The sequence below is a fragment of the Nostocoides japonicum T1-X7 genome (assembly GCF_001046855.1).
GTDB classification, from domain to species: domain Bacteria; phylum Actinomycetota; class Actinomycetes; order Actinomycetales; family Dermatophilaceae; genus Nostocoides; species Nostocoides japonicum.
In genome coordinates, this window is record NZ_HF570958.1 from 1,133,641 (window position 1) to 1,158,898 (window position 25,258).

Annotated in this window: 18 protein-coding genes and 1 riboswitch; of the genes, 10 read left to right on the forward strand and 8 right to left on the reverse strand. The window is 65.4% G+C overall.

The annotated features are described in order from the left end of the window. From BN12_RS26670 to BN12_RS05220, 5 genes are all read right to left on the reverse strand, one after another. Window positions 1-220: IPT/TIG domain-containing protein (locus BN12_RS26670; protein ID WP_200901305.1), on the reverse strand; the 220-nt coding region annotated here is incomplete at its 3' end. Window positions 221-661: 441 nt separating this feature from the next. Then, on the reverse strand, window positions 662-2,638 hold the full coding sequence (locus BN12_RS05205; RefSeq protein WP_162233042.1) for a fibronectin type III domain-containing protein: 1,977 nt from the start codon (window positions 2,636-2,638) through the stop codon (window positions 662-664). 208 nt (window positions 2,639-2,846) lie between these two features. Next, on the reverse strand, window positions 2,847-5,174 hold the full coding sequence (locus BN12_RS23665; protein ID WP_083454433.1) for an autotransporter outer membrane beta-barrel domain-containing protein: 2,328 nt from the start codon (window positions 5,172-5,174) through the stop codon (window positions 2,847-2,849). Between the two features lie 57 nt (window positions 5,175-5,231). Continuing rightward, window positions 5,232-5,969, reverse strand: coding sequence for a hypothetical protein (locus BN12_RS24325; RefSeq protein WP_157635357.1), 738 nt, complete (start codon window positions 5,967-5,969; stop codon window positions 5,232-5,234). Then, window positions 5,966-7,099, reverse strand: a complete 1,134-nt coding sequence (locus BN12_RS05220; protein ID WP_162233043.1) for a glycosyltransferase family 4 protein — start codon at window positions 7,097-7,099, stop codon at window positions 5,966-5,968. Before BN12_RS05220 ends, BN12_RS24325 begins: the two co-directional genes overlap by 4 nt. A gap of 332 nt (window positions 7,100-7,431) precedes the next feature. On the opposite strand from BN12_RS05220, the gene BN12_RS23670 reads away from it, so the two are divergent. From BN12_RS23670 to BN12_RS05255, 7 genes are all read left to right on the forward strand, one after another. Next, entirely contained in the window at window positions 7,432-8,265 is an 834-nt protein-coding gene (locus BN12_RS23670; protein WP_162233044.1) for a sulfotransferase family protein, read from the forward strand. Further along, complete coding sequence (locus tag BN12_RS05230; RefSeq protein WP_162233045.1) at window positions 8,262-9,725, forward strand: O-antigen ligase family protein; 1,464 nt, start codon at window positions 8,262-8,264, stop codon at window positions 9,723-9,725. Before BN12_RS23670 ends, BN12_RS05230 begins: the two co-directional genes overlap by 4 nt. A 53-nt stretch (window positions 9,726-9,778) precedes the next feature. Further along, on the forward strand, window positions 9,779-10,819 hold the full coding sequence (locus BN12_RS05235; RefSeq protein ID WP_048550662.1) for a Wzz/FepE/Etk N-terminal domain-containing protein: 1,041 nt from the start codon (window positions 9,779-9,781) through the stop codon (window positions 10,817-10,819). Then, on the forward strand, window positions 10,816-12,486 hold the full coding sequence (locus tag BN12_RS05240; protein WP_083454436.1) for a flippase: 1,671 nt from the start codon (window positions 10,816-10,818) through the stop codon (window positions 12,484-12,486). Before BN12_RS05235 ends, BN12_RS05240 begins: the two co-directional genes overlap by 4 nt. A gap of 366 nt (window positions 12,487-12,852) precedes the next feature. Further along, complete coding sequence (locus BN12_RS05245) at window positions 12,853-14,199, forward strand: TolB family protein (RefSeq protein ID WP_048550665.1); 1,347 nt, start codon at window positions 12,853-12,855, stop codon at window positions 14,197-14,199. 145 nt (window positions 14,200-14,344) lie between these two features. After that, entirely contained in the window at window positions 14,345-15,334 is a 990-nt protein-coding gene (locus BN12_RS05250; RefSeq protein ID WP_048550666.1) for a hypothetical protein, read from the forward strand. 120 nt (window positions 15,335-15,454) lie between these two features. Beyond that, window positions 15,455-16,756: a right-handed parallel beta-helix repeat-containing protein gene (locus tag BN12_RS05255; protein WP_162233046.1), complete on the forward strand. Its 1,302-nt coding sequence runs from the start codon at window positions 15,455-15,457 to the stop codon at window positions 16,754-16,756. A 130-nt stretch (window positions 16,757-16,886) separates the two neighbouring features. Here BN12_RS05255 and BN12_RS05260 read toward each other — a convergent pair whose 3' ends face one another. The 3 genes from BN12_RS05260 to cysC form a co-directional block, all read right to left on the reverse strand. Beyond that, window positions 16,887-18,185, reverse strand: a complete 1,299-nt coding sequence (locus BN12_RS05260) for a right-handed parallel beta-helix repeat-containing protein (protein WP_157635361.1) — start codon at window positions 18,183-18,185, stop codon at window positions 16,887-16,889. 7 nt (window positions 18,186-18,192) lie between these two features. Next, window positions 18,193-18,366: riboswitch (cyclic di-AMP (ydaO/yuaA leader) on the reverse strand. Between the two features lie 280 nt (window positions 18,367-18,646). Next, window positions 18,647-19,621 (reverse strand): sulfite exporter TauE/SafE family protein, encoded by a 975-nt coding sequence (locus BN12_RS05265; protein WP_235432306.1) that lies wholly within the window; start codon window positions 19,619-19,621, stop codon window positions 18,647-18,649. Beyond that, window positions 19,611-20,963 (reverse strand): adenylyl-sulfate kinase, encoded by a 1,353-nt coding sequence (gene cysC / locus BN12_RS23360; protein ID WP_053079957.1) that lies wholly within the window; start codon window positions 20,961-20,963, stop codon window positions 19,611-19,613. The genes BN12_RS05265 and cysC overlap by 11 nt, the downstream gene beginning before the upstream one ends. A 578-nt stretch (window positions 20,964-21,541) precedes the next feature. Here cysC and BN12_RS05275 point away from each other — a divergent pair. The 3 genes from BN12_RS05275 to cysN all read left to right on the forward strand — a co-directional run bounded on the left by BN12_RS05275 (window position 21,542) and on the right by cysN (window position 25,217). Beyond that, window positions 21,542-22,885, forward strand: a complete 1,344-nt coding sequence (locus BN12_RS05275; protein ID WP_162233047.1) for a sugar transferase — start codon at window positions 21,542-21,544, stop codon at window positions 22,883-22,885. Window positions 22,886-23,010: 125 nt separating this feature from the next. Then, on the forward strand, window positions 23,011-23,964 hold the full coding sequence (gene cysD, locus BN12_RS05280) for a sulfate adenylyltransferase subunit CysD (protein ID WP_048550675.1): 954 nt from the start codon (window positions 23,011-23,013) through the stop codon (window positions 23,962-23,964). After that, window positions 23,964-25,217, forward strand: coding sequence for a sulfate adenylyltransferase subunit CysN (gene cysN, locus BN12_RS05285; RefSeq protein ID WP_048550676.1), 1,254 nt, complete (start codon window positions 23,964-23,966; stop codon window positions 25,215-25,217). The genes cysD and cysN overlap by 1 nt, the downstream gene beginning before the upstream one ends. Window positions 25,218-25,258: the final 41 nt, after the last annotated feature.

Consider the following 25,258-nt stretch of genomic DNA (forward strand, 5'->3'; position numbering starts at 1 on the left):
CGGTGGCGCCGGTCAGGTTGGTGCCGGTGATGGTGACTGTGGTGCCCCCGGTTGCGGGGCCGGTCTTGGGCGAGATCTTCGTGATCGTCGGTGCTGCGGCTGTCGGGCGAGTCGCTAGCAACGGTAGTTGGCTCGTGGAAGAAGGCGGTTTGACCCCGGTCGCCGAGGCCGACGATGTAACTGGTATTGCCGACGCCAACGTCGTTACCAAAGCCACCATGAGAGAGATGCGAACACGAGTCTTCAAGGTAAACCCTTCGGGCAGCTGAACCGCGACGACCGGACCTCTGCCGCAACCTACTGGTCGAGGGGCCCGTTCGTTGCGAAAGCGCAGAAGTAGTTGCCTTTCTCTTCGTCTGTCCTTCTGAGCGCCGGAGACGGGAGAGTCCCGGGTGGGCTCCCGAAATCATCGTGTCTCAGCAGGGGGTGGCGCACGCAGTGGCTTGCCCGCGCTCTCGCGGCATTGCCAGTGGCGGGCGGCAGTGTCTCCGTTCCGGAGGGCGTGTCGCAGGATCTGATGGCGGTGATGGGGAACGCGAGGGTCTTCGTGGGACTCCTGCCGGGCACCGGGTCCGACGAGGCCGGGACTTTCGAACCGACCAGACATGTCGCAGGTGGCATGGCTGGGTCCAGATGGTCCGATCCCGTTGGCCAGGAACCGCTACTGCGCCGAGATGACTACAGGCTTGGACAGAGGCGAGTTCCCCATCGCGTTCTGTGCCTTGAGCCGATATGTGTAGTTCGTCCCAGGGGTCACGCCGGCGTCGACATAGCTGAACTGGGTGGCCGGGAAGGTTGCGATGCGGATCCCGTCACGTGTCAGGACGTACTTGGTGATGGGAGACCCGTTGTCCTTGGGTGCAGTCCAGTTCAGGGTGATCCCATCGGGGCCGCTTGTGCCAGTCATCACGGGCGCGGCGGGCGCACCATCTGTCGGGGAGGCTGAGTCCTCCGCGCTCAATGGGCTCTCGCCTACCGCATTGATCGCCGAGACCCGGTAGTAATAGCGGCTCCCGATCGTCACTGCGGAGTCGACGTAGCCAGTCGTGGCGCCCGTGGTCGTCGCCAGGAGCGTTTCGGTGCCGGGCCCGTCACCGCGATAGACACGGTATGCCGTGATCTGGGATCCTCCGTTCGCTGGAGCTGTCCACGACAGGGAGGTGGCATTGGGGACCCCCATTGCGGCGAAGTTCCCGGGCGCCGCCGGCGGCGTCGCCGAGGCAGGTTGCGGGGTGCAAGTGACCGTCGTGCTTGGGGCGCTCTCGCCAATGGCGTTGACAGCGGTGACCCGGTAGGAGTAGGTCGTGCCGTTGGTGGCCGCGGTATCGGCGTACGCAGGATCGGTGGTGTTTCCGATCTTGGCCCAGGTGGTTTGGTCAGTAGAGCGGTACACGGAGTAGCTACGCAGCGGCTGACCTCCGTCCGTGGACGGAACGAACCACTGCAGCATGGCGACGGAGTCTCCGGGGCTGCAGGAGACTGTCTCTGGGGCGCCCGGGGCCGTCAGTGCAGCGGAGTCAGGAAACTCGGCGAACTGCGGCTGGTCGGTCGAGCCGATCTTGGTGAAGTCGCCACCGACGTAGACGTGGGTGGCATCGGAAGCGAGGGACCACACGCCCAGTGCGCTATTGATGACTGGTGCGAAGGGAAGTGTCGTGCCGCTCGCGGCGTCCACGGACGCCAACTTATAACGGGTCTGACCGTCGAAGGCGCCATCACCGGTGAAGTGGCCGCCGCAGTAGACGGTGCCTCCGACCAGGGTGACGGCTTGAAGATTGCCGTTGGTGTGCTTGGACCACGCGACGGTTCCGGTCTGGCCGTCCATCGCCGCGCAGGCGCCACCGGCGCCACCGACGGCCAGGTAAAGACGAGTGCCACTGACCGCGATGCCATAGACGGGGCCGCGTGTCGTCTGGTTGGTCGCCCCGGGTGCGAATCCGGGAACGAGTGAGCCGCTCGATGCTGAGAGGCGGACGATCTTGCTCGGCGTGGAGGTGCCATTGACCGAGGTAAAGGTGCCCCCGAGGTAGACGGACTGTTGATCGGCCGACACCTGCACCGCGTACACCCGGTTGTTTGGCGTCGGCTGCCACGTGGTGTCGAGCGACCCAGTGTCGGTACTGAAGCGGGCGACATGAGGACGGTCTATTAGCGTGCCACCGCTTCCGGCCGCTTGGGTGAACAGGCCGCTGACGTATACCTCGTCGCCCGCAGTCGTCATGGAATCCGGCTGCCGGTTGATCTTGGGCGTCCAAGTGCTATCGAGAGCGCCAGTGAGAGCGTCGACCTTGGCCAGCTTGGTGCGCTTGACGCCGTTGACCTTGCTGAACAGGCCAGCGAGGAAGAGCTTCCCGCCCGATGTGGCCAGACTCGTCACCGTGTTATCAGCCGAGACCGGCCAGCTGGTGTCGAAGCGCCCCGACGAAGGGTCGAAGACAGCGATGTTGCTCACGGGGTACGTGCGACTGGATGGGTCGATGACGCTGGTGAATGTGCCTGCGATGTAGACCCGGCCGCCGAGGGAAAGGATGGAGAGCACTCGTCCATTGGTCCCCCAGGTGCGGGCGGGAGCGGCGCCGACGTCGGCGTTCGCCGGAGAGACGGCGAGGCCGCTCAGGAGCAGGATTGCAGAGATCACACCAAGGATGGTGCGGTGCTTATGGTGACTGGCCACGGGGATCTCTCTCGGTCTGGGGCCTCGGTGACGGCGTCCGGCGGCCAGTGCAGGCAATGTAATGGAGCAAACGGGCGCCGAAGGTCCATTCGACAAGATGCTCAGGGAGTTCTGGGTATGCATGGAGGGGAGCGGCGGCCGGACACTGCCGTCGCTCCCCTCCATAGTCGGGTCAGGGTGTGCCAGGCAGCAGCGCCAAGCCCTGATCCACCGTGTTGCGGTCGCCGACGAGCGTGAAGTCCCCTCCTACCAGGAGGCCCTGTGGCATCGGCTCGAGAGCCCAAACGCCCATGGGAGAGTCGAAGAAGTACTTGTCTGACGTCAGCGCGCTGGTCGTCGCATCGAAGCTCGCAAGCCGCGGTCGCTCGACCTTCACCTTGCTTGTCGGAGACTGCCAGCAGACGATGCCATGCGTCCCGTAGTAGAGGCGCCCGTTGACCTCAGCAAGCGCCTGCATACCGCCGTCACACCAGGTGATCCAGGTCATCCCGGTCGGGTTCTGGGTGGTGCCGAGGTTCACTGCATCCCACTTGTAGATGAAGTCCGGGCAGGTGTCTCCCCCATAGAGGTAGTTCTGGTCGGGGGAGAGAGCCAGGTACGTGATCCACGGGCCGACCTTGGGGCAGCTCTCGACTCCACCCAACTGCGCCGTAGTGCGAGCGCCCGTTGATCCGTTCACGACGAGTAGGCCGCCCGTTACTGCCACGCCGTTGGCAGACGTGAAGGGGCCCGCCAGGTAGACGCGGCTGCCGTCCGAGCGAACGGCAAGTCCTTGGACCATCCCTCCCCGCTTGAGTGCCCCAGTGGGGCCACTGGTGTTCACGACAAATGTCTGGTCCACTGCGCCGGTTGAACCGTTCAACTTGACCAGATGAGCCCGTGCGACGTTGTTTACCCGCTTGAAGACTCCACCGACATAGAGGGAGCCGGCAGCATATCGACCGACGATGGCGGTGTTGTTGGCCTGGGCCTTGAAGGAGGTGTCCACCGTCCCTGACGGGATGTCAATGGCGGCGATATCTTTGCGATCGAGCCCGCCGAGGGTAGCAAAGCTTCCCATGACGTATAGCTTCGACTGGTCGGTGGAGGGTTCGATGTCCAGGACGATATTGTCGGCGTCCACCCGGAAACTCGGGTCACCCGCGCCCGTGGTGGCATTCAGAGCCGCCAGGCCCTTACGGACCAAGCCGTTGACACTGGTCAGGTCCCCACCCACGAACAAGGATGCGGAACTGACACCAACCGTCAGGACGGGCCCCGACGCGACCGGGTTCCAGGCATTCGGGGTTGAGCTGCCAGATGTGAATGCCACAGCGTTGTGTCGCTCGGTGGAGCCTGACGCGCCGAAGCGCCCGCCAAGGTATACCGTTCCACCCCCTGCCGAGACCGTCATGACTTCAGTCGTGCACGGAACGAGTGTGTAGGTGTCCTTCTTCTTGTGTGGGGTGTTGCAGCCGGACAGAGCAGGATTGAAGCCGACCACCGCGCCGGTACCAGAGATCGCCCCTGCCGCTACTCGAGCCAAGCCGCCCAGCGTTGTGAAGTCTCCGCCGACGACTATCGACCCGTTCGTCGTATCCGTCGCGAGAGCGTTGACTTCACCATTGGTGCCGGTCGACCAAGAGGACGGGGTGCCACCTGCTGCGCTGAAGCCCGCGAGGTTCGAGCGGGTGACGGTCTGGCCCGACCCAGAGACCTGACTGAAATCGCCTCCCGCCACAACGGTGGAGCCGTCCGCTGTCGCTGCGAGAGCCGACACCGAGCCTCGGACGCGTCCGGTGAACGATGGGTCGAACGACCCGTCGGTCGTGGTGACCCTGGCAAGGCCGGTTGCGGCCGAGCCACTCACCACCGAGAAGGTGCCGCCGACGAGAAGACCCTGCGTCGTGGGAAGGATGCTGTCCACCTCGCCGTTGGTGCTCGCCCGCCAACCGCTGACGGGTTGGCCCTTCGTGCGGTCGACGGCGACGAGATCGTTCGCGGCAGAACCCTTGCCGATGGCCGTGATGTTGCCGCCGATCACCACCTTGTCACTGAGCACTGCGATCGACGTAGGGCGACCCTTCGGTGCCGGATTCCAGCGCGTCACGTTGCCATCAGCGTCGATCTGGGCAGCACCACGTCGGAACGTGGAGCCGACGTGAGTGAAGGAGCCCACGACATACCAGCCTCCGGCGCCGTCGGGTGCACTTGCCGTCACGACCCCGTCGATCTTCGGCGACGTTGACGCCATGACGCCCGATGTCGGACTCACTCTGACGCCGTAGCCGGTCTGTGGGCCGATGTAGTCGAAAGCTCCGGACAGGTACACACGAGAACCCACGTGCTTGATATCGGTGACTCGACCGTTTGTGCCCCACCACGATGGATCGGGCATCGTGCTGAGCGAGGCGGGCGCAGCAACGGTTGAGGCTGCCTTCGCAGGAAGGCCCGCAGCGACGGTGCCCATCGCAACCGCCGAGACCCCCACGACGGCTAGTGACGATATTCTCTTGTTCATACGGTTTGACCCTTTCCTTCTTCCCCCTGGCCGACCGTTGCCGCTCGGCACCCCACCTCAGCCCGGGCAGGCCTTGGCGATGATCTGATATGCCTGTCCGGCGATCGTGCCGGATACCTTCTGTGCGTCCGCACTCGCGGCCGACACGGCGGAGACGGCGCTCTGGATGTCCTTGCGGCGCTGTGCGGCGTCCGCGAGCGCCGCACTCACGTCAGCCGAAGAGACCGTCGGCGGCGGGGTGCCTAGGCCTTTGAGCGCCGCGGTCAGCTGCGCACGGTCGGTGCTGACCCGCTTGGCAGCTACGTCGACCGACGCAAGATCAAGACGAAGGGTGGCGACCTGGTGCTCAATGTCGCTACGTGCAGAGGCGATGCCGACTGTCGCAGAGCGGGCTTGCGAACCCAAGCTTCGGACGGTGGCGCAGTTGCGCGGGGAGGTCTTGTACGCGGCGAACCGCTGCTTCTTGACCAGGGAACGCGCGTTACTCGTCGCGTCGGCCATTCGCTTGCGAGGCTCGGCCAGCTTGTTGTCTGTCTCTGCCTTCTTCAACGCTTCCGTGAGCTTGTAGAGCGCATCGGTGAGCTTGACATTCGCCGCCGCTGCCGCGGCAACGCGGGGGTCAGCCGTGGCCGCAGCCTCGCTCGCCGAGGGCGACGGACTCGTGGTCGAGGTCGCCGTGCTGCTCGGAGCGGTGGCCCCATCGGTTGGCGAACTGCACCCTGCGATGGGCAGGGCCACAACGGCCGCTGTCACTGCCACGCCTTTCAACGCCTGTGCACGGCTCATGCCCTTCACGCCGGTACCTTCGCTGCCGCAGCCACACGAGGTGATGTGAGCTCGAGGTAGACCTGCTCGAGCTGATCGGTCGCGGAGTCCCAGTCGTAGCGCCGCAAGATCTCATCGCGCTGCGTCCTGGCGCTCGGTCCGAGCGTCTCTCGAAGGTCGATCATCTCCGTGAGCACGCGGGCCAAGTCCTCGCGATCGCCCACTCGGAACGTGCGCCCTGCACTGCTTCCACCAGCGAGGACCTCGCAGTGGGGGGCGATGTCGCTACAGACAACTGGAAGCCCGTGGCTTGCCGCCTCGAGCAGCGTGAGGGGTAGGCCCTCGACGAATGACGGCTGGGTAAAGAGCGCTGCGTTCGCGTAGAGCGCCCGCAAGGTGTCGCCGTAGGCGTACCCGGTGAGGACGACACGTGGATCGCGGGCCGCCTTCTCTCGTACCTCTCGGGCATATTCCTCCGTCCAGGAGGTGTCTCCCACGATGGCGAGTTGCACGTCCCGGTCGACGAGGCGGAAGGCGTCGAGCAGCAGGCTGGCTCCCTTCTCGGGCACGACCCGGCCGACTTGCAGGACATAGCCACCTGGACGCAGCCCGAAGTCCTCGACAGGGGCCACTGAAGCGGGGCTCGGTGCAGTCACTCCGTTGGGAATGTAGTCAGTCGGGCGGTCGAACTGCTCGGCGTAGTGCTGCTGGAGCGCTTTCGAGACGACGATCGTCCGGTCAGGCACGCGCGGGCTCATCCAGTGAGCCAACCCAAGGACGGCGCGCGCTCCGAGGCCCCACTTGGCGCGCTCGTGGTCTAAGCCGTGCACCGTGAGCACGACCTTTCCCCGAGCCAGCGCCCGTGGCAGCGGAGCCATCAGTCCTGGCCCCAGCGCGTGATAGTGGAAGATGTCGCACCCGGAGAACAGTGCCCGCGTCGTCGATGTCGCACTGTGCGAGATGGCGTCCAGATGCTTGGTGTTGAGTGCTGGTGTCGGAACGACCTCCATGCCGAAATAGGGCGATGTCGGCGGGTTTGCGTAGGTCGTCCGCGTGAACACAGTCACGCGGTGACCGCGGTCGGCCAACCGCCTGCCTGTCTCGGACACGACGTGCTCGACGCCTCCATACGATGCTGGCAGACCCTTCTGCCCGATCATCGCGATATGAAGTGGTCGGCGGGGGAGGCGTCCAGACGCCTGCTCATCCGTCATCACCACAAGGCTCCCTCCCTGCGGTGCACGTGACGTGCGCACCGCCCCTGATGGTCAAGACTTGGTAAGTCTACGTAGGTCCCATCGTGCCATCCGGACACCCCTCGGGATGCGGGTTTCGCGCTCATGGAGCGCTAGCCGACGGACTTGGTACGCGTCCAGCAGGATCGCGCAAAGTGGGCACGCGAGATGGACAGGTGTGGTCTCATGGTCATCGCGACGGCGGGCGCAGGGCCCACGTCGAGATGTGCTGGTCGACACCGGGGGATGTAGAAGACGTGAGCCTGAAGCGATTCGGCGACCGACTCCTGGTCCCCGCGCGCCTGGCGGTGCGACGGGACCGGATGGCGCCGTCCTATGTCATCGTCGGCACGAAGCGAGGTGGATCTACCGCACTCGCTGCATGGGTCGGTCGCCACCCCCAGGTGGCCCCGTGTCGCTCCGGCAAAGGAACCCACTACTTCGATGTCAACCACCTTCGAGGGGAGGCGTGGTTCCGATCTCAGTTTCCCTCGCCGCGAGAGCCGTGGCGCGTCACTGGGGAAGCGAGCCCCTACTACATGTTCCATCCGCTCGCCGCTGGCTGGATCCGGGAGTCGCTACCCGACGCCAAGGTGATTGCCGTCCTTCGCGACCCAGCAGAGCGTGCCTGGTCGCACTATCGGCGGGAGGTCGACACCGGATACGAGACCCTCTCGTTCGTTGACGCGCTGTCAGCGGAGCCCGAAAGACTCGATGGCGAGGAGGCGCGGATCATGGCGGACCCTCGGTATGACAGCACAGCGCATCGCCACCACAGTTATGCTGCCCGCGGTCGGTATGCCGAGCAGATCGCCCGGCTTCATGGTCTGTTCGGGTCCGACCGGGTCCTGGTTCTCCAGAGCGAGTCGCTCTTCATACGGCCGAACGTCGAACTCGCGAGGGTGTGGGATTTCTTGGGACTTCAACCCGTCACTCTCGACGGATTGAGACCCATGAAACCGAGTACCGGCTCGTCGGACAGGCCCCACGAGATCATCGAAGGCCTCAGGGACCATTTCCTTCCGCTCAACGAGCGGCTCTACGAGCTGCCCGGTATCGACTTCCGATGGACCGGAGCCACAGCCTCATGACTCAGATCACAGTCCGTACATTCGGCGAACGCAGCCAGCGCGTGGAGCTCGTCCTCACGCTGTCGGCAGCCGTTCTCCTGGCCGTTGCCGCCGCTCTCAGCGGACTCGCGACCCTCGGCTCCAGCCGTGCGCTGGTGTACGCGCCGATCCTTGCCGCGGTCGTCGCACTGATCGCGGTGCTTGCGTTGACCAGATTCGCAGCGTTCGTGTACCTCCTGCTGGGGGCGAGGACACTCCTCGACACCTTCAAACTCAGCGGCCCCGCGGCAGGCAACACAGCGACCAACTCGGCAGCTGCTCGAGGTCTCGACATCTCGACTCTTGTGGGAGTCGCGTTCATCCTGGCCGCGGTGCTGTGGCTCGCAGCTCAGCACCGCCGAGACGGACGCCTTGTCGCGTCACCGGTTCGCACCGCCTGGTTGATGTTCCTCGGGGCCTGTCTACTCAGCGTCCTCGGCTCGGAGGTTCCTCTCGTCAGCCTCATGGGCATCTTGCGGGTTCTCGCGGTTGCCATGATGTTCATCGTCCTCGAGCAGCTCGTCCGGACCCGTGCGGACGTTCGTCGACTACTCCTCGCTGTATTCGTGTCGCTTGTCGTGCTTCTCGCGTACACCGTCTTCGCTGAGCTGCTCGGGCACAACGAGTCGAACCTGAGGAGCCTGTACACGCGGCTCGCGGGCCCGTTCTCGCAGTCCACGACGTTCGCCCGATACCTCGCCTTCGTCATCGTGTTCGGTATCGCCGTCATGCCTCACCTCGCCAAGCGATGGCGGTGGATGGTCGGTGCCGCCGTTGCGCTCTCGGGGGTCTTCATGCTCCTGACCCTTACCCGAGGCGCATTGGTGGCCACCGTCTTGGGACTGTTGGGGGTCGCGATCCTTCAGCGACGGTGGAAGGTCATTGCGAGCCTCGTAGTCGCCGGACTCCTCGCTCTCATCCTTGTGCCAGGCCTAGGGTCCCGCCTTGACGCCGTCACGCAGCAACGTGCGGTCGGCGCCGCACCGAACGGCAACTCGCTCGAGTGGCGTTTCCAGTACTGGTCACAAGCGTTGCCTCTGGCCAACCGGAACCCGGTCAACGGCATTGGTGTCGATATGACCCAGTACAAGACCCCGGAAGCCAAGCAGCCTCACAACGACTACATCAAGGCCTATGTCGAGACGGGACTGCTCGGTCTTGCGACATATCTGTTGCTGCTCGGTCAACTCATCACGCTGGGCGTGCGCGCTGTGCGCCGGACTTTGGCCGGTACCTTCGAACGAGGCGTCGCCGTTGGCTACCTCGCGTGCGCGACCATGTTCGCTGTCCAGAGCCTCGCCGCCAATGTCATCTCAAGCGTCGTGGTCCTCTGGTACCTCGCAGCCTTCGCAGCCGCCGCATCGGCGGTCATGAGGTACAGCGATGGCGATGTGACCTTGGCGGAGCCGCACTTACCGGCTCGCGCCGCCCCCTCGCGGTAACCGAACACAACCCTCATTTGTCCGCACTACACACCTCATCGGAGAACCAAGGCATGGAGATCAAGGACTTCCTCACGAAGCGCAACCTCCTCATACTCATCGGGGTACCGGTCCTCGCGGGCCTCATCGCTGTCGGCGTGCTCTTCGCGGCGCCGACGAAGTACACGGCGACGGCAACGGTGAACCCCTTGACCCTGGTCGGTGGGTCTCAGGGGCAGTACACCGGCTCGCAGGCTGTCAACCAGTTCGTGTCGACCTTCCAGGCAACCGCCCAGGGTGCAGCTGTCGACCAGCGCGTGTACTCGGACGCGAAGGTCAAACCAGGTGACATCACGGATAACCTCACGGTGAGCCAGGTCGGTGGGTCGAGCGCGGTGACAGTCACCTTCGTCTCCACGACGAAGGGCCAGCCGTCGGCTGCTGTGACAGCGGTTGCGGACGAGACCCTCAAGCAGATGTTCGGCAGCCAGGTCGACTTGGCCAAGGCCGCAGTAAAGAGCGCCCAGGAGCAGGTCGTGGCGGCTAACACAGCCATCAAGGATTGGGGCGCCAAGAACGGTGTCGTCGACCCGGAGCAGGTCTACCAGGCCAAGCTGGACCGCCTGAACTCGTTGCTGCAGCAGCAGTCGGCCATGAAGGCAGCAGGAAACTCGACAGGAGCATCGGCGCTCAGTGGCACCATCGCCTCGGTCAACGGCGAGCTCAAGAAGTACGGCGCTCTGATCGCCGCGTACAACGACCTCACGGCCACTCGCGACTCGGCACAGGCTGCCTTGGTCGGCGCGCAGCAGAACGCGTCACAAGCCCAGACGCAGCTTGCGGCAGCCGATGCCGACGGCGTGGTGTCGATCAATCGTGAGAAGCCCGTTGACCGTGGCAGTCAGATCGTGACGGTCGTCGTGCCCGTTGTCGGGGCAGGTCTCTTCCTCGCGGTGGGGCTCATCCTCGTTCTCGAGCTCGCCGGTACCCGTCAGACCAGGACCCGTCGCGTCGTCGCGCCGGCTGACTCGGTCGTCCGGCCCGGGCCGGACGAGTCGACTCCTGTCGAGCCGGTGGCGGAGAGCCTCCCCGAGTCGGTGCCTGTCCGGTCGTGACCGGCTCTGGGGGGCGGCACGCGGCTCCGGCCTCGCGCAGAGGCCTACGGCGCCTCGGGTCGCCCCCGAGCCGGAAGCCGCTGGATCACCCTGCGCCGGAGGGTTCGCGACGTGCGCGACGAGCCGGTGGCCGGGGCGAGGGCACGGACCATCTGACCGGGCTCGCGCGGGGCGGTGCGTTGAATCTCGTGGGTGCTCTGTGCAGCCAGGCCGCCCTGCTGCTCATCACGGTCCTTATCGCCCGGTTCCTCTCGCAGCAGGACGTCGGACGGTATGCCCTGTGCTTCGCCATGCTCACGTTGCTCGGGCTGCTGTCGCTAGCGGGCTTTCGTGCCGCGCTGACACGGTTCGTCGCCATGTACGTCGCCGATGGGGACGCCGGCCGGATCCGTGGCACCGTTCGGCTCGGGATGTGGATCAGTGTCGTGTCCTCGACCATCCTCGGGCTGGGCATGATGGTCTTCAGCCATCAGATCGCGGAGGTGTTCCACGACCCGGGGTTGACGACCGGCGTCGCCTTGTCGGGACTCAGCTTGCCTGCAAGCACGATTTCCGATGCCGCACTCTCCGCCACCCAGGGATGGCGGACGATGCGGCCGTTCACGCTCATCGGACGTATCTACGAGCCGGTTCTGCGCCTCGCCCTGACCCTCGGCGCGCTGGTGGCCGGATTCGGTCTAACAGGTGCATTCTGGGCGCTCGTCATCGGCGCCTGGAGTGCGGCAGCCCTTGCGCTCCTCGCCCTCCTGAAGTACGTGCGGCGCACCGGGAAACAGCGCCCTGTCTATGAAGTACGGCCCATCTTCAGTTTTTCGATGGTGAGCTGGGGGTCTTCCCTGGCGACGGCCGGCCTTCTCTGGGCCGACACGCTGATCCTGGGCCGACTGACGACTACCGAGGAGGTGGGTGTCTACACTGTCGCGACTCGACTGGTCACCCTGGCAGTATTCGTAATGGCCCCTATCAACGCGGCTTTCGCGCCGCAGATCGCGCGGCTGCACCACGTCGGCGACAATGTGCGTCTGGGTGAGACGTATGCGGCAGCAACCGCGTGGATCATGCGGCTGTCCTTGCCTGCGTTCATCGTGCTCATCGTTTTCCCAACTTCACTGCTCGGGATCTTCGGCTCGACCTACGCAGCCGGGGCTGCAGTGACCGTGACTCTTGCCCTGGGGCAATTGGTCAATGCAGGCACGGGACCCTGTGCCACCGTCCTCAACATGTCAGGCAAAGTCGCCCTCAACATGGCCAACAACATCGTTGTCTTGGCCTTGAACATCGGTCTGAACTTCATCCTCATTCCCCGGATGGGCATCCTCGGCGCCGCCATCGCCTGGAGCGGGTCCCTTGCCCTCGTGAACGTCGCGAGGGTTGTCCAGGTGCAGCGGCTAACAGGACATACGCCCTTCGGTCGAGCCACCATGAAGGAGGCCCTCGCCGCTGCGGCGGCAGGCGCGGGAGCGCTTGTCGTCCGACTCCTCATCCCCGACGGCTTGGTCCAAGTCGTGATCGGCTCTCTCGTTGCAGGAGGGGTTTTCCTCGCCGTGACATGGGCGTTGGGTCTGGACGAAGCCGACCGCGTCATGGTGCAAAGCCTCCTGCGTCGACGGCGTGGCACCAGGTCGGGCGCACCAACACGGGAGAGCAGTGTAGGTCCGGCGCTGTAGGTGCACGTGGGAGGCAGTCGGGCGCTCCGTGACGGCCAGCTTCTCGGTTTCGTTTTCAACCCCAACGCCTTCGTCCCGAGACACGTCCGTGGACGATCCTGTTGGCTTGTGTTCCAATCAGGGGACGAGTCATCCGACCTTGTGTAAGGGTGTGATGACTGCAGGTTCGTCCTGCCAGTCGATAGGGATGGACAAGGCGACAGAGGGGTCGCCTCCGAACGGAAACTTGGGTGGGATATGACGAGTACGTCGAAGAGAAGTCGTCGCAGGTACGTCCGTGGGGTGACACCGGCCGCCGCCGCGGCAGTTGCCCTCGGAATCGTCGCAACTCCGGCCTTCGCGGCCGTTACGCCGAAGGATGACGGAGTGACACAGCTGGTCACGACCAGCACTTCGGGAAGCGGATTCGGCGACAAGACAAGCACGCGGGCCCGGATCAGCGAGAGTGGCAGCTCCGTGGTGTTCCAGTCTGCTGCCAAGAACCTCACGACGACGAAGGGCGGCGGGCAGCACGTCCTCTTCACGGATCTGGGCGGCACGATCGTGCCCAAGGGCAACCACACCGTTGTCGTCGACACCGATGCCACCACGGGAGCCAAATGCAAGACCAAGGCAGGCACCAATGGTGCGAGCACGTTCAGCGAGGTGAGCAACACCTACAACGGAGATGGTCCCTGGGTGGTATTCGCCTCGAACTGCTACAACCTCGTGTCCGGCTGGACCCATGTCGGTGATGTCTACATCAAGAACATGCGTACGGGCGTCACCAAGGTGGTGAGCCAGGCCAATGGTAACGACAACGCGGCGATCGCGCGCGTCAGCACGCGCCCGGTCATCAGTGACAACGGTCGCTACGTGGCGTGGAACTCGACCGACGGTGACGTGTTCGTGCGCGACATGTGGGACAGCTCGGCCCGCAGAACCGTCGACGTCGTCCGCAGCACGGGCGGAGACGACGAGTCCCTCCGCCCGGAGATCAGTGGGGACGGATCGCACATCATCTTCGCCAGCGACGCGCGCCTCAGCTCCAAGGACACCAACAGCGTGCGCAACATCTACGTCGTCGACTTGCGCGGGTGGGAGTCCGACAAGAGCAACACGAGCTTCACGCCTGTGCTCGCAGACGTCACGAGCGCCGGCACGGCCGCCCCGCGGCCTTCGTCTCGTCCGGGGATCAATGGAGACGGCATGATCGTCTCCTTCCAGACGAACAGCCCGCTCGTGTCTGACGATAAGAACGGTGTCCTCGACGCGTACTGGCGCAACATGAGTACGAACCAGACGGTCCTGCTGTCTCGAGGCTGGGCCGGCGATGTCCCCAAGGGGCAGAGCAGCCGTCCCCAGCTCGATGACTCCGGCTACGTCGCAGCGTTCACGTCGACGAGCAACGCCCTTGTCAAGGGCGACACCAATGGTCGGCCTGATGCCTTCCTGCGGCGTCTCAATCCATCCAACCCCGCGCAGGGGACGACCTACGCCATCAGCCAGACACCGAGCGGCAACATCGCGGGCTCGCTCGACGCATGTTCGGGCGCCAAGGCGAACGGCCAAGCCATGCCGTACGCTCGCCCGGGTCACAACAACATCGCAACTCGGCCGTACCTCTCGGGCGATGGCAACCGTGTGGTCTTCGTCTCCGGTATGTGCGACCTCACGAACCCGCCGACCGACGGCTCGTTCAATCAGATCTATGTTCGGACCTACGGGGGGTAGACCTTCCAAGTTGCCGGCAGTGTAAGAGCAGGCGCGCGTTCGGGACGGGTGCGGTCAGGATCCGCATCCGTCCCGAACGCGCGATGCCAGACCTGCCCCACGACCATGAGTCGCACTCCAAGTTCCAGTCAAAGAAAGGAAGGCCATGCGCACGAGCAAAGCACTCGGGGTCACGGGCCTGGCGGCGATCCTCCTGTCAGCGGCAGTGTCCTTGCCGGGCATCTCGGCTGAGGCCAGCGCGGCCCCGGTGAAGACGATCGCGAAGCACAAGGACACTACGATCGACCTCTCGACCGATCGCGTCGTCATCGTGATGGAGGGCCGAGACCTCAACACTGCCGCTCGACCGAGCGACTTGGAGGCAGATTTCGTCACCAAGGTCGGCCTCCTTCACGACCGCGGGATTCCCTTGACGGGGATCAATGTCTACGACTGGACTGGTGAGTCCAAGCCGCTGGTCCACGCGGGAAACTCGTATGCGAGCTGGCCACAGCTCGATGCGCTTGTGAATGACGACGGCGGGGCACTGTCGAGCGAGGGCCGCGCGCACGAGAGCCTGAAGAACATGACTCCGGCGCAACGACTGTCGGATACCTGCGGCGTCCTGCAGGACTACAAGGCACGGGGATTCAACGCTTCGGGCATGTACGCATACTCGGGAGGGCCCTACATCGATTCCTACCAACGATCGTTGGTCAGCACCTGCTATGCGTTTGGCAGGAAGTACTCGACGGGTATGAACACCATGTCCAAGATCAGGTACCCCTGGGCGTTGAAGGTCCTATCGCTGAATGGCGGCTGTGCCTCGCGTGCGGCTGGCTGCTTCGGGGGTCACTCCCCAAAGACGTACACTCCATCCGCCTGGCTCACGGATCATTTCACGCCCGGGGTAGGGCAGGTGGCCGTCCTCCAGATCTACCACCTGTTCCAAGGACACGGACCGACATGGGACTGCGACTCGTCACGGCACCAGACGGTGAAGACCGAGGACTACTGTCTCTCCGACGTCACGGCATACCTGGACAGCTTGCCGGCATCGGTCAAGTTTGTGACGATCGATGACCTCGCCAAGGCGGTCGGCCGAGGACCGGGACAACTGTCGTCGGGACCTTCGACGACGTCCTCGCGCGGCTGAGTGTCGACCGATCGATGGAGACGGGCCTTGGCCAGGCTGGTCGCAAGGCACGGACACGCGCGAACGGGGATGCTTCGTGCCATGGTGACGTCTAGGCATAAGAGGCTCCGGCTCGGGGCGATGCTGACGACTGGAGCGACCGTGCTCGCGGTCGCCATGGCGGCCCAGAGCGCCGCCGCGGCTGGCCCCGGTTCTGGCGGCGTACTCCTTGGCGAACGCAGCGTTGTACGGTCAGTCGGCCGCATGGTCGACGTCTCTCCGAAGGAGGGACAGCTGCAGCATGCTGTCGCGGGCGCGCGGCCGGGCGACACGATCGTCCTGCACAAGGGGACGTACGACGGACAGATCATCATCAGTCGCTCGGGGACGGCCACCGCACCGATCACGCTGAAGCCGTTCGGAGACGGTCCCGTGACGCTCACGGCAACCTTCGACACCGCCTCGTGCGATGCAAGCCAACCCAACGTCCACCGCACCATCTACATGCCCGATGGCGTCGACTACTGGACGATCGAGGGCCTGAACATCCACAACGGGATCTGGGTCTCTGGCCGGGGATTCAGTGCTGCTGCCGCGTGGATCAAGGACCAAGCCAAACATGCCAAGAACTGGAAGACTCGTCGATCGCTGCCAGGGCGAGGGACGGACGACCCAGTTGCCGCCCGCGGCATCTACTCCGCGCTGAGTTCCGTGCTCGGAACCCCGCTGGATCCCGCCGAGGGTGTCGAGATCCTCGACAACACCGTGACCGGGCGAGGAATCCACGTCGCACTGGGTCGCGACGGGGAGATCACAGGCAACACTGTCACCGACATCGATTGTGGTATCGGTCCGGGCATCTGGGTCAACACATACAGTGACTTCTGGACCGTCTCGCACAACGTGGTCGCTCGTGTGGCGGCTTCGACGTACCGGCACTACATGCAGGAAGGCATCCGGTTCGGCTCGGCCTCGTCCTACAACACCGTCGAAGACAACCACGTCAGCGACCTGCCGGGGGACGGACGAGGGATCACGACCGATATCGACGCCAGCTGGAACCTCTTCACACGCAACACTGTGGAGAACACCGCGATCGCGCTGAACGACCAGCAGTCGGGTTGGGGAAACGAGTGGTCGTACAACAGAATGTCGAGCATCCGTGGCGCGAGCATGGTCTTTCGCGGCGCGGACGCGAACCTCAGGGCCCCGTCCTACAACTCATCGAGCAACCTGACTCTCGTGAAGTGCAATGTGGCGGCCAAGGGAGGGACTCTGGTGATCGGGGCCATGATCTCCTCCGCGTTCGTCGACAACACGTTCACGAGAGTGAGCCTGGGCAAGTACGTTCCCTCGTACTGGAAGAAGTTCGGCAACACGTGGAACGGTTCTTCGTCGGTGCCACCCGCTCGTCCCAAGCCGCCGTCGAAGGGCTCGTGCTGACTGTAGGGCCGAGGACTCACCCAGTCGCGGATGCTCTGGGATTGAGGGGCCAGTCCACGACCACGTGAGGAGGGTGTCCCATCGTCCGACGACGACGGGACACCCTCCTCACGTCAGGCGGCAGATGGGATCAGCAACCGGCCGAGGTCACGCCAGGCTGCTTGGACGGCGCCTTGCTGCTGCCGTTCCACGTGTTGCCGTACTTGCCCCAGTAGCTCTGAAGGCTCTTACCGAGTTGGACGGTCGCGAACTTGTTGCCGACGAAGGTGCTGTTCATGATCGCGCCGATCTGGAGGCCGACACCACCGTTGACGGTGTTGCACTTGACGAGGGTCTTGTTGGTGCTCGTGTCCATCGACGGTTTCGACAGTTTGCTGTCCATGGCGCGGAAGCTGAATCCGGCCGTCCGTGGCGACGTCACCGTGTTGTACGTCCACTGGTTGCCCCAGCCGGACATCTGGTCGTTGTAGCCCAGGGCGACGCCCGACGCGGTGTTGTGCGTGAAGACGTTCCAGCTCGCGTCGACATCGGTGTTGAAGGCCCGTCCATCCGAGGGAATGTTCGCAACCTTGTTGTTGGACACGGTGTTGTAGGCCGAAGCTGAGCCCAGGCGTACGCCTTCGTACATGTAGTGATGCACCGGCTTCGGAGACGGGGTGATGTCGTGGATGTAATTGTTGGAGACGGTCCAGCCGTCGCTATACGTGTTGATCCAGATGCCCGGGCCGATCCCGCACTGGGTGTTGTGGATCTCGTTGCCGATGATCTTGCCGTAGCGCGAGGCGATCGTGTGGATGCCGCGGCCGGTGATGTTGTTGTTGAGGATCTGGATCCCGTCAGCGGGATTGATCGTCGTGTGGGTGCGCTGGCTCAATACCGAAATCGCGTTGCGTGCCGCGGACGGATCGTTGGAGCCTCGACCTGGGATCGATCGGCGAGTCTGCCAGTCGTGCTTGTTGACGAGCCCGCCGAGATAGTGCTGGGCTTTGCCACCGCTCTTCGCGGAGATCCAGACGCCGCCTTGGATGTTCAGCCCCTGGACGGTCCAGTAGTCGACGCCGTTGTCGAACTTGAAGGTGCGGTTGGGGTTGGGTGATGTCGCTCGGCAGTTGGGTGCGGGCAGGGACGCGGCGACGGTGACGACGCCGTCACCGTATGGCTGGATCACGATCGGGGCCGATGCGGTGCCGGACTTGTGCGCTGCCGCGACGCCCTTGTACACCCCGGCATGAAGGCGGATCGTCGTACCTGGTGATGCTGCATCCATCGCCTTCTGGAGGGTGCCGCTGCCGGGAGAGACGACGATGGTCTTTCCTGCAGACGGTGACGCGTTGGGGTCGACCGCTGCGTGCGCGACCGATGCGATGGCCGGAAGCACGGCCGCGCACGAGGAGAGTGCGATGGCAGCGCGAAGAGTATTTCTGGGCATGAAGAAGTGAACCTTTCCCTAGGCCTACGAGGTGAGCTGTCGGGTTCGGGCGGGAAAGTGCCCGGCGAGAATCGCAGCGGTCGCTGCTCTCGCTTCACCCCAAGTCGATACGCGCGCGGCGTACGACTGGAATTGGTTTCCCCGTTTCCGTCCTGTGTCAGGGGTCAGGCACCTGGTGGTCGGTGGAGGAACGAGGCGGCCGACCGGTGCACGAATGGTTTGGCAGGGTTTGTGCCTGCGTCGAGAGCGTCCTTGGCGCGGGCGTCGCCGACGGTATACAGGCCACTCTCTGCATGTCAAGGCGCGCGGAGTCTAGCCGCGCTGCCCTACTCGCGCACTCCAGTTGTCCGAATCGATATCAACAGATGGTCATTCTTCACCAAATCGGGACGTACCGGCGGTGGATCCGGCGCTCGGGTGTGATCTGCCTCCCAAGTTGGACTTGTCGAGGCGGGGATGCCTCAGGACGAGCCGACTCGCGCTTGGTCTCCGGCTGTCCGATCCTTGGACATCCATCCCCGCAGGCGGCGTCCGCCGAGGGCGGGATAGCCATGGCGCCGACGGATGACCATCCAAGCGATCGGAGCGATGAACAGCGTGACCACGAGCACGTACACAGTCACGGCATTCGAGACCCCGAACATCTTCAGGGAAGAGGCCAGCAGGACGAACGCGAGCGCTCGCCGGACGACGCCGCCCGGTGCCCTCGAGGAGAGCTGGGCGCCGATCCACACGCCAGGGATGCTGCCGAGGAGCAGCGAGGCCGTCAGCGACAGCTGGAAGTCGCCGAAGAGGATGTGGGCGAGGGCCGCCGAGGCGACGAGAGGGACCGCCTGGACGAGGTCGGTGCCGACGAGCTGGCTCGCCTTGAGGGCCGGGTAGAGGGCCATGAGCGCGATGATGATGAGCGAGCCCGACCCGACCGAGGTCATGCCGACGATGAGGCCACCAGCGGCACCGACGAGGATGGTCGGAGCCTTGCGCACGGCGACGTCGGGGCGGTCCGTGGGGAGTGGGGGCAGCAGGCCGTCGCGCTTGCGGGCCCGCTCGACGAGCCGGATGTAGGCGCGCACCGCGAGCCCGCCGGCGGCGACGAGGAGGGCGATGCCTAGGGCCTTCTGAACGATCGCCTGGACATCCTCGCTGTGGCCGAGGGCGCGGATGAGGAACACTCCGCCGAAGGCGGCCGGTATCGATCCGACGCAGAGCCATTTGACGAGGTCGAGGTTCACCGTCCCGCGACGCAGGTGGACGAGGGATCCGACGGGTTTCATGACCGCCGCGGCGACGAGGTCGCTCGACACTGCGGTCAGTGGCGGGACGTTGAAGAAGATGACGAGGACGGGCGTCATGAGAGCGCCACCCCCCATGCCGGTGAGTCCGACGACGATGCCGATGCCGAAGCAGGCGGCGACGAGCATGGGATCAATGTGCACGATCAGCTCCTGTGGTCAGCCAGCCACCGGCGCGCAGGTGGTCGAGCACGGTCTGGGTGGCCTCCTCGACGGACACGTCGGTCGTGTCGATCGACAGGTCGGCGTCGTCGGGGACCTCGTAGGGGTCGGAGATGCCGGTGAACTCGGTGACGAGGCCGGCGCGCGCCTTGGCATACAGGCCCTTGAGGTCGCGCCGTTCGCATTCCTCCAGGGGCGTGGAGACGTGGACGAGGAGGAAGTCGCCGTTCGCCTCGGCCATCTCGCGCAGCTCCTGGCGGATCTCGGCATACGGTGCGATGGGGGCACAGACGGCGATGCCGCCGTGCCGCGCGACCTCGGCGGCGATCCAGCCGATCCGGCGCAGGTTGACCAGGCGCGACTCGCGGTCGAACCCGAGGCCGGAGGAGATGAGCTGCCGCACGACATCCCCGTCGAGGAGGCTGACGGTCCGGGCCGTCTCATGGGAGATGCGCTGCACGAGGACGCGAGCGATCGTCGACTTGCCGGAGCCGGACAGCCCGGTGAACATGACGACGAGACCGCGTCGGGACCGGGGCGGCCGCCACCGCTCGACGACCTCGACATCCTCCGGCGCGAGGAGCTCGCGAGCGAGCGCGATGGGGTCCCCGGCCTCGTCGAGGCGGGACCGCAGCCTGGACCACCCTGCTCCGGCGGACGTGCCGTCGTCGGCGCGCAGGACGGTGATCGTGGCGGGCTCGGCGTATGCGGTGAAGGCCGCGCCGAGAGCGGCGGTGAGCGACTCGTCGCTCACCGGGTCGCGCCAGGAGAGGGGAATGGTGCGGACCGTCGCCCCGCCGAGGCGTGCGGCGGCGTGATCGGCGAGCGTGAGCATGGACAGGACGGGTATGCCGTCCGTGCCGGTCCGGTCGTCGGGCACGAGGAGGAGCACGTCGGAGCCGTGCTCCTCCAGGCACTCGCCGGCCGCCAGCGGACGGCTGAGGACGACGATCTTCGACCAGGGATGGGCGAGGTCGTCGTGAGTCAGGGCCCGGTCCCGTCCTCGGCCGGACTCGCGGCGGCGAAGGGCGACGAGCCGTCCGGCGACAAGCCCCGGCTCGACAGCGAGTGGGGACTCGAGGGCGGCGAGCGGAGTCTGCTCCTCGTCGACGAGGAGGAGGGTGTCGACGTCGTCGACAGGAGCCTCGAGCGGCAGCCCGGTGAGGCCCGGCGAGACCCGGCTGCCGATCGCGGCACCGAGCACCTGCTCCGGAGGGAGCACGCCGAGAAGGGCGAGCTCGAGGTCGCGGATCGCGCGGGCGCCGAGCACCGTCGTCAGCGAGCGTCCCGAGCCGAGCCGGGTGGCATCCGCCGCGCTCATCATGGTCGTGTCCCCTCTCGGGGCACGATCGGGCACGCTCGCCCGGCACCCCCTGGCCGTGGTCGTTGCAACCCACCGTAGACGAAGCCCTACCGTTTCACAGTGAAATGGCCGAATGCCGGGATCCGACGGACAGACCCGGCGACCTTGCCCCATGCTCTGTGAGTCACAGTCATCCACGGTGGGGCTGCGTGCCCACAATGACTACGGCTCTATAGCCCGAACGGACTACTGGTGGTGGCCAGAAGTGACCTTTGTCCGGCATCTGCGTCCGCCCGCTCCCAGGCTTCTCTACGGTCGGTTACAGGTATTTCTCCATATCGGCACGGACACGATTCGGAACTCTTGGGGGTCAATGGGTCATGGGGCAGACAATGCCTGGGGGGGCACACCAGACCAACCATCGACACGACCGCACGTCGAAACCCATCTCGACGGCGACGTCGCACGACAGTGCTGCCACGTCGCGTCCGCCGGCCGGCTCGTCGCTGGCGGCGAGCGCTGCGGCTCCGCTCGTCAGCCAGCGGCGGGCCACACCGGGATGGCCGAGCGTCTACCGTCGGCGGCTCTTCGCGTCCGACGTGCTGAGCGGTTTCGCGGCCGCCTTCGTCGCCTCCGTGATCCGATGGGGCGTCGACATTCCGGCACGGATGATCGTCGTTGGACTCCTCATCCCGCTCGCTTGGTGCGTCTGCGTCGGAGTTCTGCACGGCTACAACGGCAGGCTCCTCGGGGCCGGACCGGAGGAGTACCGTTCGGTCGCTAACGGGGCAGCCCTGTTGCTCGGTGTCGTGGGGTTCGCCTCCTTCGCCTTCGAGCTCAACTTCTCCCGTGCCTATGTCATCGCGCTGGCGTTGAGTGTCGTCGCCTTCGGCCTCGTGTCACGCAAGGTGCTGCGGACGAGTCTCGTACGCAGCCGCGCGCGCGGTCGGCTCCAGCAGCGGACGGTCGTCGTCGGGACCGTCGCTTCCGCGACGGAGCTCATCACCGAGTTGCGAGAGGGTGGCCACACCGCCTTCGACATCGTGGGCGTATGCGTCCCCGCGGGCTCGCTCGAGGCTCCCGTTCTCAAGGACATCCCGGTCATCGGAGACCCCCGAGACGTCCTCTTTGCCGTGGACTTCGCCGATGCGGACGTCGTCGCCGTGAGCGGCAACGCGGCACTGTCCGGCCGGCAGCTGCGTGAGCTCGGGTGGGAGCTGGAGGAGCGTCAGATCGAGCTGGTCGTCTCGCCTGGTGTCTTCCAGGTCGCCGGTCCTCGTCTCGCCCTGCGTCCGCACGCCGGAGTGTCGCTCCTGCATGTCGAGCGACCCATGCACTCCGGCGTGCGCCGTGTCCTGAAGGCAGTCACCGACCGTGCTCTCGCGCTTCTTCTCACCGTCGTCGCCCTTCCGTTCCTCCTCGTCACCGCGGCGGCTATCCGGGCGACCTCGCCCGGTCCCGCCCTGTTCACCCAGGAGCGGGTCGGCGAACGGGGTCAGTGCTTCAAGATCTACAAGTTCCGCACGATGGTCGCCGACGCAGAGGCTCGCAAGGCCGAGATGACGACAGGCCACCAGGTCAACGATGTCCTCTTCAAGGACAAGGCCGACCCCCGCATCACCCGGGTGGGCGCGGTGCTCCGCCGCTTCTCCATTGATGAGCTGCCCCAGCTCATCAACGTCATGCGTGGCGAGATGTCTCTCGTCGGCCCCCGCCCAGGGCTGCCGGAGGAGGTCGCGCAATATAAGCCGGACGCGCTCCGTCGCCTGCGGGTTCGTCCCGGTATGACCGGCATGTGGCAGGTCAGTGGCCGGGCATCCCTCGACTGGGAGCAGACGGTCCGTCTCGACCTCTGGTACGTCGACAACTGGACGCCACTGGTTGACCTGCAGATCCTGTTCCGCACGGCCAAAGCGGTCTTCGGTGGAAGCGGTGCTTATTGATTTGCGTGCGTGGGACTCGGGCTCAGCCGAGACGGCGCGTTCGATCGCTTCGTTGGGGGTTCACGATGTCCCGACCCTGCCCGATCTGGTGATCTGCCGGCCGGAGTTCTCCGGCCGGATCCTTGATGCCATCTCCAGTCTTTCGTGAGGAGCATGTACCCGTGTCCGATCCCGACCTGAACAATTACCAGCTGAGCCAGCTGGACACGCTCGAGGCCGAGGCGATCCATATCTTCCGCGAGGTGATCGCGGAGTTCGAGCGGCCTGTCCTTCTCTTCTCGGGGGGCAAGGACTCGATCGTCATGCTGCGCCTGGCGCAGAAGGCGTTCTACCCGGCGAACATCCCGATGCCCGTCCTGCACGTCGACACGGGGCAGAACTTCCAGGAGGTGCTGCAGCGGCGTGACGAGCTGGTCCGCAGGCTGGGTGTGCAGCTCATCGTCGGCAGCGTCCAGGAGGCGATCGACAACGGCTCGGTCGTCGAGCCGCCCGACGGCACGCGCAACCGGATCCAGACGCCGGTGCTGCTCGACACGTTGGAGAAGCACCGGTTCCAGGCGATCTTCGGCGGTGCCCGGCGGGATGAGGACAAGGCGCGCGCCAAGGAGCGGGTCTACTCCTTCCGTGACGAGTTCGGCCAGTGGGACCCGAAGAACCAGCGGCCGGAGCTGTGGAGTCTGTACAACAGCCGGATCCACGCGGGGGAGAGCATCCGGGTGTTCCCGCTGTCGAACTGGACCGAGCTGGACATCTGGCACTACATCGCGCGGGAGCGGGTCGAGCTGCCCTCGATCTACTACGCGCACGAGCGTGAGGTCGTCGACCGGGGCGGGATGCTGTATGCCGTGGGCGAGTTCATCACGCCCCGGGACGGTGAGGAGGTTCTCACCAAGCGTGTCCGCTACCGCACGGTCGGCGACGCGAACCTCACGGCGGCGGTCGAGTCCGACGCCGACACGATCGAGAAGATCATCGAGGAGGTCGCGACGACGCGCATCACCGAGCGCGGCGCGACCCGCGGTGACGACAAGTTCAGCGAAGCGGCCATGGAGGACCGCAAGCGGGAGGGCTACTTCTAATGGACATTCTCAGGCTCGCGACGGCAGGGTCCGTCGACGACGGGAAGAGCACGCTCATCGGGCGGCTGCTGTACGACACCAAGACCGTGTTCGCCGACCAGATCGCGGCGGTCGAGCGGGTCAGCCAGGAGCGGGGCGAGGAGCGGGTCAACCTCGCGCTGTTGACCGACGGGCTGCGCGCGGAGCGGGAGCAGGGCATCACGATCGATGTCGCATACCGCTATTTCGCGACGGCGCGGCGGAAGTTCATCATCGCCGACACCCCGGGGCACATCCAGTACACGCGCAACATGGTGACCGGCGCCTCGACGGCCGACCTCGCGCTCGTCCTCGTCGACGCGCGCAAGGGGATCCTCGAGCAGAGCCGCCGGCACGCGTTCCTCGCGACGCTGCTGCAGGTGCCGCACCTGGTCCTCGTCGTCAACAAGATGGACCTCGTCGACTACTCGCAGGAGGTCTTCGACCAGATCCACGAGGAGTTCACGGCGTTCGCGGCGAAGCTGCGGATTCCCGACCTCACCGTCATCCCGGTGTCCGCGCTCAACGGCGACAACGTCGTCTCGCGGTCGGAGAACATGCCGTGGTACGACGGGACGAGTCTGCTGCACCACCTGGAGAACGTCCACATCGCCAGTGACCGCAACCTCATCGACGTGCGGTTCCCGGTGCAGTACGTCATCCGGCCGCAGTCGGACGACTGGCACGACTATCGGGGGTATGCCGGTCAGGTCGCCGGTGGGGTGCTGCGCAAGGGCGACGACGTCATCGTCCTGCCGTCCGGGTTCACTTCGCGGATCGCGGTGATCGAGACGGCCGACGGCGAGATCGAGGCCGCCTACCCGCCGATGTCGGTGACCGTCCGGCTCGAGGACGACATCGACGTCTCGCGGGGCGACATGATCTGCCGGCCGAACAACCAGCCGAACGTCACCCAGGACATCGACGCGATGGTGTGCTGGATGGACGAGAAGGCCCAGCTGCGTCCGGGCGCGAAGTACGCCATCAAGCACACGACGCGGACGGCGCGGACCATCGTCAAGGACCTCGCCTACCGGCTCGACGTCAACTCCCTTCACCGGGACGAGACGGCGCAGGCGTTGCAGCTCAACGAGATCGGCCGTGTCGTGCTGCGGTCCACGCAGCCCCTCATGGCCGACGAGTACGGCCGCAACCGGGCCACCGGCGGGTTCATCCTCATCGACGAGGGCACCAACCGCACCGTCGCTGCCGGCATGATCACCGACGCCGGCTGAGTTCCGAGCAGGCCTGGAATCCTCCGGAGCGGCTACCACCC

Coding starts and splice junctions, on each gene's coding strand:
- BN12_RS05260 (WP_157635361.1), bottom strand. CDS start 18,185: ATGCCCAGAAATACTCTTCGCGCTGCCATCGCACTCTCCTCGTGCGCG.
- cysC (WP_053079957.1), bottom strand. CDS start 20,963: ATGATGAGCGCGGCGGATGCCACCCGGCTCGGCTCGGGACGCTCGCTG.
- BN12_RS05250 (WP_048550666.1), top strand. CDS start 14,345: ATGCGCACGAGCAAAGCACTCGGGGTCACGGGCCTGGCGGCGATCCTC.
- BN12_RS05235 (WP_048550662.1), top strand. CDS start 9,779: ATGGAGATCAAGGACTTCCTCACGAAGCGCAACCTCCTCATACTCATC.
- BN12_RS05220 (WP_162233043.1), bottom strand. CDS start 7,099: ATGATCGGGCAGAAGGGTCTGCCAGCATCGTATGGAGGCGTCGAGCAC.
- BN12_RS05230 (WP_162233045.1), top strand. CDS start 8,262: ATGACTCAGATCACAGTCCGTACATTCGGCGAACGCAGCCAGCGCGTG.
- cysD (WP_048550675.1), top strand. CDS start 23,011: ATGCCATCTCCAGTCTTTCGTGAGGAGCATGTACCCGTGTCCGATCCC.
- BN12_RS23665 (WP_083454433.1), bottom strand. CDS start 5,174: ATGAACAAGAGAATATCGTCACTAGCCGTCGTGGGGGTCTCGGCGGTT.
- cysN (WP_048550676.1), top strand. CDS start 23,964: ATGGACATTCTCAGGCTCGCGACGGCAGGGTCCGTCGACGACGGGAAG.
- BN12_RS05255 (WP_162233046.1), top strand. CDS start 15,455: ATGCTGACGACTGGAGCGACCGTGCTCGCGGTCGCCATGGCGGCCCAG.